The sequence below is a fragment of the Arthrobacter sp. WCS2018Hpa-7 genome (genome assembly GCF_031843805.1).
GTDB lineage: Bacteria > Actinomycetota > Actinomycetes > Actinomycetales > Micrococcaceae > Arthrobacter.
The window spans coordinates 43,074-52,712 of the sequence record NZ_JAVTJB010000028.1 but is presented as its reverse complement, the minus strand read 5'-3'; the positions used below and the strand labels follow the sequence as shown (position 1 = coordinate 52,712).

Below are 9,639 nucleotides of genomic sequence, written 5' to 3'. Positions count from 1 at the left end.
GCCGCACCACTACGCGCCAAGCGCACCAGAGCTTACGGGCGCAATCGGCGCCAACAGGTGCGCTCCCCTCAGTGCGACCCCACCCGCAATCGTGCCGCTTTCCGTTCCGTGTGCACCCGCTGTGCGATGACCAGACCGGCCGCGGCCAGGCCGATGGTCACCGGATACCCCATGAACCGCTCCAAAAGGCCAGGCAAGGGCACCTCCATCCCAGTGAGTCCGCCGATAATGAGCGCAGCGATACAGAGCAGGCCGCACACGCCAAGGAACCAGCTCACCGGTGTCTGACGGAACCACAGGATGCCCAACAACAGCAGTGCGAATCCGCCACCGATGAAGAACATCAGGGCACCAGCAAAATGCCATGGCGAGTCGAGGTCTTCGGGCACCAGGCCAACAAGGACGGTTCCAACGCCGGCCACTCCGGTGAGGATACGGATGGCCACAGCAAGGATCCACGGCACGGTCAGCACGCGGGCGGCAGCAGAATCAACCGCAACAGACCGGAACCGGCGGGCAGCAACACCAGGCTTTGCCGCGACGCACAGAAGTCCCGCGGTCAGGAACAGCGCACCCAGTATCAGGGCCAGCCCCTGGACCACGAACGAGGCATTCATCAGCACGTGCAACGGCGAGCACACGGCCCGGTCCTCGTACACGCCGCAGGACACCGCTCCGAGGTCGCTGATGTATCCGGCTGCGCGGCTGTAGGGCTCGGGACCGGCCCACGCCTGAATGACGGCGGCCTCGGCCACGAAGTATTGGACGACGCTCAGCTGCGCCCACCCGCCGATGTTGGCCCGGATGTTACGGACGTCGGGAAAGAACGATCCGGCCTGCGCCGGTGCAGTCGAGGGCCCTGTCATGCTCGCCAGCCTAGCGGTGTTCGGGCAGCGCCCCGGCAGCTTGTATGCTTGTAGTCGTGTCCGGGCCCTTGAGCTCCAGCAGTGGGATTCAGAGCCATGGACATACAGGCCCTCGTAGCTCAGTGGATAGAGCACGGCTCTCCTAAAGCCGGTGTCGTTGGTTCGATTCCAATCGAGGGCACTTGAATCACCAGCAACCCACCCAGGACTTGCAGGCCTACCTGGCCGGCAGCTGGAGTGTGGAGCGAACCCTCCTGGACCGCGCCTCAGGCACCAACGGTACGTTTACCGGCGTCGTGCGCTATTCGTTGAATCCCGACGGCGGCCTGGACTACCGCGAAGACGGAACCATGCACTGGCCTTCCCATTCCGGCCCTGCTTTCCGCGAGTATGTCCTCGCACCAGGCGCCACAGCGGATTCGATGGACGTGTTCTTTCCCGACGGCAGGCCTTTCCACGTCATGAGCTTCTCCGAGCAAGGCAACCGGGACAAACACTGGTGCGATCCCGACGACTACCGCGTCAGCTACATCTACTTAGGCCCGGATTCGTTCAGCTTCACGTGGGATGTCCACGGACCGGCGAAGGATCTCCTGCTGGAATCGCACCTGGTCCGCATCGATGCCGGGAGGCAAGCATGAGTGGAACCGGCACGGACCTGATCGTGGTCAGCGCCGTCTGCATCTACAACGCGGATGGCCAGCTGTTAACCGTCCGGAAGCGCGGCACGGACAAATTCATGCATCCTGGCGGCAAGCCGGAACCCGGCGAAACGGCGGCTGAAGCAGCGTCGCGGGAACTGCATGAAGAGGTGGGCATCAAGGTTGCGCCGGACCTCCTCCAGCCGCTGGGTGTCTGGCTCGCGGTGGCCGCCAACGAAGCGGCGACCAACATCGAGGCCACCGTTTTCACAGCTCCCGGCACCTGGGAAGCCCACCCCTCGGCGGAGATCGCCGAGATCCGCTGGCTGGACCTCAACGGGCCTTTGCCCAGCGATCTGGCGCCGCTGCTAACGGATCACGTTATCCCGCTGCTGACCACGCCCACCTAAGGACAGCGCTACAGCTCCGGGACAGCTTCCTGCGCCACCGCCGTGGCCTCCGCGAACTGCGTTTGGTACAGCTCGGCGTAGCGACCGTCGGCGGCCAGCAGTTCGGTGTGCGTGCCGCGCTCCACGATGCTGCCGTCCTCCACCACCAGAATGGCGTCGGCCGCTCGGATGGTGGACAACCGGTGTGCAATTACGACGGCGGTACGCCCCTCGAGCGCCTCACCCAGGGCCGCTTGGACTGCGGCCTCGTTGGTGGAGTCCAGCGCTGCCGTGGCTTCATCGAGAATCACCACGCGGGGCTGCTTGATGAGCAGGCGGGCGATGGTGAGCCGTTGGCGTTCGCCGCCGGACAGACGGTAGCCGCGCTCCCCCACCACGGTTTCGAGGCCATCGGGCAGGGACCGGATCATTGGTTCCAGGCGTGCCCGCCGGAGCACATCCCACATGTCTTCTTCGGTGGCATCCGGTCGGGCGAGGCGCAGGTTGGAGGCGATGGTTTCGTGGAACAGGTGCCCATCCTGGGTCACCATGCCCATGGTGTCCCGCAGGGAATCGAAACTGAGATCGCGAACGTCCACACCGGCTCCTGGCTCTCGTCCGCCAAGGCGCACCGCGCCGGAGTCGACGTCGTACAAGCGTGAGAGCAGTTGTGCCACGGTGGACTTGCCGGCGCCGGAGGAACCCACCAGAGCTACGGTCTGTCCAGGTTCTACCCGGAAGCTGAGGCCGTGCAGGACTTCCTCCCCGCCCCGGGTATCCAGGGTGGCAACGTCTTCCAGGGAAGCCAGCGACACCTTTTCGGCGGAGGGGTAGGAGAAGCGGACGTCGTCGAATTCCACGGCCACAGGGCCTGCGGGCACGGTAAGGGCGTCAGGCTTCTGCGTGATGAGTGGCTTCAGGTCGAGGATTTCAAAGACCCGCTCGAAACTGACCAAGGCACTCATGATTTCCACACGGGCGTTGGACAGAGCTGTCAGCGGGGCGTAAAGACGGGTGAGAAGGAGAGCCAGGACCACCACATCGCCCGGTGCAAGCTGTCCGCCGAGCGCCAGCCAACCGCCCAGGCCGTAGACCAAGGCCAAGGCCAGCGCCGACACCAACGTCAGGGCCGTGACGAACGTGAACTGCAGCATGGCGGTCCGGATTCCGATGTCCCGGACCCGGCCCGCCCGGTCGGCAAATTCACGGGATTCCTCATCCGGGCGGCCAAACAGCTTCACCAACGTGGCCCCGGGGGCAGAGAACCTTTCGGTCATTTGCGTGCCCATGGCGGCGTTGTGCGCGGCCGCTTCACGGCGGAGGTCGGCCAGTTTTGAGCCCATGCGCCGGGCCGGGATCAGGAAGATCGGCAGCAACACCATGGCCAGCACCGTGACCAGCCATGAGGTGTTCAACATGACCACGAGGGTCAGGGCCAATGCCACCACGTTGCTGACGACGCCGGACAGCGTGCCGGCGAAGGCGGACTGCGCCCCGATGACATCGTTGTTCAGGCGGCTGACCAAGGCACCGGTCCGCGTCCTGGTGAAGAACGCGATGGGCATGCGCTGCACGTGGTCGAACACGCGGGTGCGGAGGTCCACAATGACGCCCTCGCCAATGATGGAGGACAACCAGCGGGTCACCAGCCCCACACCTGCCTCGCCCACCGCGACGATGGCGATCAGGACCGCAAGCCAGATGACCGTGCCCACCCCGGCGTTGGCAATGATGGCATCCACCACCTGGCCTGCCAGCACGGGCGTGGCGACAGCCAGGAAAGCACCTGCGATGGAAGCGATCACGAAGGCAATGAGCTTGCCCTTGTGCGGGGCGGCGAAGGCCATGACCCGCTTCAGGGTTTCCTTGGAGAACGGCTTGGATCCGCTCTTGGCAGTGGTGATGTTGTACAGCGAGCTCCAGGCCACGCGGTCCATGCTCATGGTTGCTTCTCCTGGCTGGGGGTGTGGTGCAGTTCCTGGACCTGTCCGTTTTCAAGGTGCCAGCGTGAATCGAGCCGCACGTTTTCCAGCAGCCGGCGATCATGGGTGACCAGCAGGAGTGCGCCTTCGTAGCTTTCCAGCGCCTCTTCGAGTTGCTCGATCGCCGGGAGGTCCAGGTGGTTGGTGGGTTCGTCCAGCACCAGCAGGTTCACGCCGCGGGCCTGCAGCAACGCAAGGGCCGCACGTGTCCGCTCCCCCGGAGACAACGAATCCACGGTGCGCGAGGTGTGGTCGGCCTTGAGTCCGAACTTGGCCAGGAGCGTCCGGACATCGGCGCTGTTCCAGTCCACCAGCACGGCTTCGACGGCGTCGCCAAGCGGCTGCCCGCCGTCGAGCAGTCCACGCGCTTGGTCAATTTCGCCGATGGCTACAGAGGCACCCATGGAGGCATCGCCGTCGTCCGGTTCCTGCGTTCCAAGCAGCAGGCGCAGCAGCGTCGATTTGCCGGCGCCATTGGGTCCTGTGATGCCGATGCGTTCGCCGCCGTTGAGTTGGAGGTTCACCGGTCCCAGCGTGAAGTCACCTTGGCGCGCGACGACGTCACGCAAGGTGGCGACGACGGCACTTGAGCGGGGTGCCTGGCCGATGCTGAACTGCAGCTGCCACTCCTTGCGCGGTTCCTCCACCTCGGTCAGGCGGGCAATGCGCGACTCCATCTGCCGGACTTTCTGGGCTTGCTTCTCCGACGACTCGCTGCTCGCGGCGCGACGGATCTTGTCATTGTCCGGGTTTTTCTTCATGGCGTTGCGGACACCCTGGGAGCTCCACTCCCGCTGGGTGCGTGCGCGGGAAATGAGGTCTGCCTTGGTGTTGGCGAACTCGTCATACCGTTCACGGGCGTGGCGCCTGGCCACGGCGCGCTCCTCGAGGAACGCCTCGTAGCCGCCGTCATACACGGCCACGGAATTCTGGGCCAGGTCCAGTTCCACCACGGTGGTCACGCAGCGGGCCAGGAATTCGCGGTCGTGGGATACCAGGACAACACCGCCACGAAGGCCCTGGACAAAAGCTTCGAGGCGGGCCAGTCCGTCAAGGTCAAGATCGTTGGTGGGTTCGTCAAGGAGGACCACGTCGAAGCGGCTGAGCAACAGTGCTGCCAGAGCCACGCGGGCAGCCTGCCCACCGGAGAGCCCTGTCATGAGGGCGTCGGCACCCAGTTCCAGACCGAGATCGGACAGCACGGCCGGTATGCGGTCTTCAAGGTCCGCCGCCCCCGAGGCCATCCAGCGGTCGAAGGCCAGGGAGTAGGCGTCATCGGCTCCCGGGGCCCCGGACCCGAGGGCTTCTGCGGTGGTTTCCATCTCCACAGTGGCCTGGGCGCACCCTGTCCGGCGCGCAACGTACGCCGCGATGCTCTCCCCCGCGGTGCGCTCGTGTTCCTGGGGCAGCCAGCCCACAAACGCGTCCGAAGGCGCCAGGCTGACGCTGCCCGCCTGCGACTGGTCCACGCCGGCAAGGATGCGAAGCAGCGTGGACTTCCCGGCGCCGTTCGCACCCACGACGCCCACAACATCGCCGGGCGAAACGGTCAGGGAAAGGTCGGAAAAAAGGGTGCGATGGCCGTGGCCACCGGCAAGATCCTTGGCCACCAAGGTTGCTGTCATGTGTGTATCCTCCAGCAGGGAAACGCAGGAATTCAGGCCGCGATTCCCGCAGGCATGGAAAAACCCGTTGGTCCGGACTTGGGGGGTGTACGGACCAACGGGTTCAAGCATCAAGCATAATTCAATGTGGCGTCGGCGTAAAATCGTTTCGTACTCCCACTTACGGCTTCCTGAAGTCCTGCCCCGCGACCCGTCCCGGAAAGTTCCCCATGCCCTTACCCTCCAAGGCGTTCCAGCGCTGGCTTCACGGCGTCGCGCCCGATGCCAGCACCGCTGATGTCTGCAGGATCGCCGGCATCAAACGAACAACCCTGGCCCAGCAACTGGTCCGCGGCAAGGTTGCCGAGTCAACGCTGGTGAGCATCAGCCGCGGATTCCAGGTGGATCCGGTGCAGGCCCTGGCCACCTTTGATCTCTATGCCGATCTCAGGGGCGGCCCGGTGCCGCCGACACCCTGCGAACTGGTCAGCCAGGTCGCCACCATCGATCTGCTGCGGGCAGTAGTGGAACGCAGTGAACAAAGCCCGGCCCCCGCGGCCTTTCTTTCTGAACCGCCGCACCCTACCTCGGTGCGGAACTGGGTGGACGCGATCGACGACGGCGAGTTGCGGCACCGGGTCAGCGAAGCCACCGGGATTGCGCCACAGAACTTCTCTGCCCACCTGACGGCCAACAGGCTGCCGCCGGAACTGGCCATCGCCACGTCCCGGGCTGCCGGCGTCGGACCTGCCGGGGGGCTGGTGGCTGGAGGGTTGATCACCGAGGCCGAGGCCGGGTGGCCACCGAATGTCCGCCGGGAAGCCCTGGACCGAATGACCCGAAGCTCGCTGGTTACTCTGGCCGGCGAACGGCTCCTGGCACTGGGCAAGACCCTGAAACGCCAGGAACAAGACCACGAACGTACTGAACGAATTTGGGAGAACCTCGGATGACGGCTGTGCTGCCTTGGGTGACGCTGGTTGTATGCCTGGCTGTCACCGTTGCACGGATCCCCAGCGCGTTGCGGGGCGAGAACCGCGTGGTGTTCTATATTTTCTCGTTGATCTCGCTGAGCATCTTCATCAGCATCGAAGCGCCTTATCTGGTCCTTGACGGCTGGCTTGGCGGAATCAACGTCGGCAATCTGGTTCTCCGTTTCCTCCTGTATGCCACGTTCTTCCTCATGGGCATCAAGATCGCCACCGCGTTCGGTTCGCCGTCCGCCGTCCGTGCCATCCGGGGTCCGGTTGGTCTTACTGTCGGGGCCATCGTGGCCATCCTTACCGTGTACTTCTTCGTCATCACGGACACGCGAGGGTCCTCAGCGGGCATGAGCGGACTGACGTGGGGGCCGTCGCTGGAGGCCTATGCGTTCATGGGCCGCTTCTACCCGGGCTTCGTTGCCGCCTGCCTGGTACCCGCAATCTGGCGGACGGTGGCGAGCGCGGCACCTGTCCTGCTCCGGGTTGCTTCAGCGTTGCTGCTCCTGGGGCTGGGCTTGCTCCTGCTGTCCCAATTTTTCCCGTTGATCCCCTTCTCGGAGGCGTGGCTGAGGGTACTCATCAACTACTCGGCAGCCATGTCCACGTGCATCGGACTGGCCGGAATCTGGTTCTCCAAGGCCTATTCGCGACGAAAACGACGTCTCGCAGCGTAAGACTTTCACAAAAGCATTAGATCGTGGCACAATCATGAATGTGTGAACACGGTTGCAGCCTGACACCGGAATCAGAGAACGGGTTTCCGGTGGATGTGGCGCCCATGGGATCACAATTGGGGGGATGAGTGGTGGCGGGCTGTTGGGGACCGCCCCCACTCAGCCTTTTTAACGCCCCTGTTGCCGGTCACCAGCGCCCCACACCCAGCAAGGCTCCTTACGGTGGCTAAGATGGCTCCATGAACAGCCTTCGCACCCGCCGCTCCGTCATTGCCGCAACTCTGGCCTCGGCCGCCCTTGTGCTCACAGCGTGCGGTGGAGGTTCAACTCCCGCGCAGTCAGGCGGAGACACCTCCCTTTCGGACGTCAAGTCCAAGGGTGAGCTGGTCATCGCCACCGAGGGCACGTACCGCCCCTTCAGCTTCCATGCCGAAGGCGCCGGGGACCTCACCGGTTTCGATGTCGAGATTGCCCAGGCTGTGGCCGGAAAGCTCGGCGTGAAGGCAACGTTCCAGGAAACACAGTTCGATGGCATCTTCGCCGGCCTGGACTCCAAGCGCTTCGACACCATCGCCAACCAGATTTCCATCAACGACGAACGCAAGGCCAAATACGAGTTCTCCACCCCGTACACCATCTCCACCGGAGTAGTGGTGACCAAGTCGGACAACACCAGCATCAACAGCTTCGCGGACCTGAAGGGCAAGACCACCGCCCAGTCGCTGACCAGCAACTTCTACAAGATGGCCGTGGAAGCCGGCGCCAATGTGCAGGCCGTGGAAGGGTGGGCGCAGTCCGCCACGCTGGTCCAGCAGGGCCGCGTGGACGCGACGGTGAATGACAAACTGACCTACTTGGACTACGCCAAGAACACACCGGACTCGGGCCTGAAGGTTGCTGCGGAGGCACCGGACAAGACGGAAAGCGCGTTCGTCTTCCGCAAAGGTTCAACGGAGCTCACCTCGGCCGTGGACAAGGCCCTGGCCGACCTCCAGGCAGATGGAACCATGGCGAAGATCTCCGAAAAGTACTTCGGCGCGGACGTCACCAAATAGATGAACTGGGACCTCATCTGGAGTTCCTTCGGCCCGCTCATCACCGGCGCCGTCACGGGGACCATTCCTCTGACGCTCGCTTCCTTCGCCTTCGGCCTGGTGCTCGCTTTGGTGGTGGCCCTGATGAGGCTGAGCCCCAACTGGCTGCTGTCCGGAATCGGCCGTTTCTACGTCTCGGTCATCCGTGGCACTCCGTTGCTGGTACAGCTGTTCGTGATTTTCTTCGGACTCCCCAGCATTGGCATCCGGCTCGATCCCTGGCCGAGTGCCATCATCGCGTTCTCGTTGAACGTGGGCGGTTACGCGGCCGAGATCATCCGGGCAGCCATCCTGTCCGTGCCCAAGGGCCAATGGGAAGCCGGCCACACCATCGGCATGTCCAGGCCGCAAACCCTGGTGCGCATCATCCTCCCCCAAGCAGCCCGGGTATCCGTTCCCCCGTTGTCCAATACCTTCATCTCGCTGGTGAAGGACACCTCGCTGGCATCCCTGATCCTGGTGACCGAACTGTTCCGCAATGCCCAGCAGATCGCTGCTTTCAGCCAGGAGTTCATGGCCCTGTACCTGCAGGCCGCCTTGGTGTACTGGGTCATCTGCCTGGTCCTTTCCACCGCGCAATCCGCCGTGGAAAGGAGATTGGACCGCTATGTCGCCCACTAACGAATCACGTTCCCCATCGGTCCTGAAGGCCCGGAACCTCGCCAAGGCATTCGGCAGCAATGTGGTGCTGCGCGACATCGACGTCGATATCCGCCGCGGTCAGGTGGTGGCCCTCATCGGGCCATCGGGATCCGGCAAGACCACCGTCCTGCGATCACTCAACGGCCTTGAAATTCCCGACGGCGGCACGGTGGCCTTCGGGGACAGCGACGGCGGCGGGGAACTCGCCATCGACTTCGGCGCGAAGGTTGGCAAGAAGGACTTGGCCGCCTTGCGTGACCGCAGCGCCATGGTCTTCCAGCACTACAACCTGTTCCCGCACATGACGGTCCTGAAGAACATCACCGAAGGCCCCATCCAGGTCCAGAAGAGGCCACGTGCCGAGGCCGTCGCGGAGGCAGAACGGCTCTTGGAACGCGTGGGACTGGCCGATAAACGCGACGCCTACCCCTTTGAACTCTCCGGCGGCCAGCAGCAACGCGTAGGCATCGTCAGGGCGCTGGCGCTCAAGCCCCAACTGCTGCTGTTCGACGAACCCACCTCAGCGTTGGACCCGGAACTGGTGGGTGAAGTCCTGGGTGTCATCAAGGAACTCGCTGAGGAAGGCTGGACCATGGTGATCGTGACCCACGAGCTCGCCTTCGCCCAGCACGTGGCGGACGAGGTCATCTTTATGGACGGCGGTGTGGTGGTGGAGCGGGGCCCCGCTGCCGAGGTCCTGCGTGCGCCCACGCAGGAACGGACCAAGCTTTTTGTGAAACGGCTCCAGCACGACGTCTAGGAGA

Annotated in this window: 10 protein-coding genes and 1 tRNA gene; 8 read left to right on the top strand and 3 right to left on the bottom strand. The window is 64.1% G+C overall.

Annotation, left to right across the window (positions count from 1 at the left end; all coding sequences use genetic code 11):
- Window positions 1-68: 68 nt before the first annotated feature.
- On the bottom strand, window positions 69-866 hold the full coding sequence (locus RQH14_RS21135) for a hypothetical protein (RefSeq protein WP_311215085.1): 798 nt from the start codon (window positions 864-866) through the stop codon (window positions 69-71).
- Window positions 867-974: 108 nt separating this feature from the next.
- Here RQH14_RS21135 and RQH14_RS21130 point away from each other — a divergent pair.
- The 3 genes from RQH14_RS21130 (at window position 975) to RQH14_RS21120 (ending at window position 1,917) form a co-directional block, all read left to right on the top strand.
- Window positions 975-1,047: transfer RNA gene (locus RQH14_RS21130), tRNA-Arg, on the top strand.
- A 1-nt stretch (window position 1,048) separates the two neighbouring features.
- Complete coding sequence (locus RQH14_RS21125) at window positions 1,049-1,507, top strand: DUF6314 family protein (RefSeq protein ID WP_311215084.1); 459 nt, start codon at window positions 1,049-1,051, stop codon at window positions 1,505-1,507.
- Window positions 1,504-1,917 carry an NUDIX domain-containing protein gene (locus tag RQH14_RS21120; RefSeq protein ID WP_311215083.1) on the top strand — a complete coding sequence of 138 codons (414 nt, stop codon included), beginning with the start codon at window positions 1,504-1,506 and terminating at the stop codon, window positions 1,915-1,917. Before RQH14_RS21125 ends, RQH14_RS21120 begins: the two co-directional genes overlap by 4 nt.
- Before the next feature lie 8 nt (window positions 1,918-1,925).
- Here the strand turns inward: RQH14_RS21120 and RQH14_RS21115 are convergent, their stop codons facing one another.
- Complete coding sequence (locus tag RQH14_RS21115) at window positions 1,926-3,839, bottom strand: ABC transporter ATP-binding protein (protein WP_311215082.1); 1,914 nt, start codon at window positions 3,837-3,839, stop codon at window positions 1,926-1,928.
- Window positions 3,836-5,503: an ABC-F family ATP-binding cassette domain-containing protein gene (locus RQH14_RS21110; RefSeq protein WP_311215081.1), complete on the bottom strand. Its 1,668-nt coding sequence runs from the start codon at window positions 5,501-5,503 to the stop codon at window positions 3,836-3,838. The genes RQH14_RS21115 and RQH14_RS21110 overlap by 4 nt, the downstream gene beginning before the upstream one ends.
- 209 nt (window positions 5,504-5,712) lie before the next feature.
- Here RQH14_RS21110 and RQH14_RS21105 point away from each other — a divergent pair, with 209 nt between their 5' ends.
- From RQH14_RS21105 to RQH14_RS21085, 5 genes are all read left to right on the top strand, one after another.
- Window positions 5,713-6,435, top strand: coding sequence for a hypothetical protein (locus RQH14_RS21105; protein ID WP_311215080.1), 723 nt, complete (start codon window positions 5,713-5,715; stop codon window positions 6,433-6,435).
- The gene (locus tag RQH14_RS21100; protein ID WP_311215079.1) at window positions 6,432-7,139 is read left to right on the top strand and encodes a hypothetical protein; all 708 of its coding nucleotides are present in this window, start codon (window positions 6,432-6,434) and stop codon (window positions 7,137-7,139) included. Before RQH14_RS21105 ends, RQH14_RS21100 begins: the two co-directional genes overlap by 4 nt.
- Window positions 7,140-7,378: 239 nt before the next feature.
- On the top strand, window positions 7,379-8,194 hold the full coding sequence (locus tag RQH14_RS21095; RefSeq protein WP_311215078.1) for an amino acid ABC transporter substrate-binding protein: 816 nt from the start codon (window positions 7,379-7,381) through the stop codon (window positions 8,192-8,194).
- Window positions 8,195-8,854 (top strand): amino acid ABC transporter permease, encoded by a 660-nt coding sequence (locus tag RQH14_RS21090; protein WP_311215077.1) that lies wholly within the window; start codon window positions 8,195-8,197, stop codon window positions 8,852-8,854.
- Complete coding sequence (locus RQH14_RS21085) at window positions 8,841-9,635, top strand: amino acid ABC transporter ATP-binding protein (protein WP_311215076.1); 795 nt, start codon at window positions 8,841-8,843, stop codon at window positions 9,633-9,635. Before RQH14_RS21090 ends, RQH14_RS21085 begins: the two co-directional genes overlap by 14 nt.
- Window positions 9,636-9,639: the final 4 nt, after the last annotated feature.

Bases quoted from the DNA above. Each gene is read 5' to 3' on its own strand.
- RQH14_RS21135 (WP_311215085.1), bottom strand. From the start codon at position 866: ATGACAGGGCCCTCGACTGCACCGGCGCAGGCCGGATCGTTCTTTCCC.
- RQH14_RS21120 (WP_311215083.1), top strand. From the start codon at position 1,504: ATGAGTGGAACCGGCACGGACCTGATCGTGGTCAGCGCCGTCTGCATC.
- RQH14_RS21115 (WP_311215082.1), bottom strand. From the start codon at position 3,839: ATGAGCATGGACCGCGTGGCCTGGAGCTCGCTGTACAACATCACCACT.
- RQH14_RS21110 (WP_311215081.1), bottom strand. From the start codon at position 5,503: ATGACAGCAACCTTGGTGGCCAAGGATCTTGCCGGTGGCCACGGCCAT.
- RQH14_RS21105 (WP_311215080.1), top strand. From the start codon at position 5,713: ATGCCCTTACCCTCCAAGGCGTTCCAGCGCTGGCTTCACGGCGTCGCG.
- RQH14_RS21100 (WP_311215079.1), top strand. From the start codon at position 6,432: ATGACGGCTGTGCTGCCTTGGGTGACGCTGGTTGTATGCCTGGCTGTC.
- RQH14_RS21095 (WP_311215078.1), top strand. From the start codon at position 7,379: ATGAACAGCCTTCGCACCCGCCGCTCCGTCATTGCCGCAACTCTGGCC.
- RQH14_RS21090 (WP_311215077.1), top strand. From the start codon at position 8,195: ATGAACTGGGACCTCATCTGGAGTTCCTTCGGCCCGCTCATCACCGGC.
- RQH14_RS21085 (WP_311215076.1), top strand. From the start codon at position 8,841: ATGTCGCCCACTAACGAATCACGTTCCCCATCGGTCCTGAAGGCCCGG.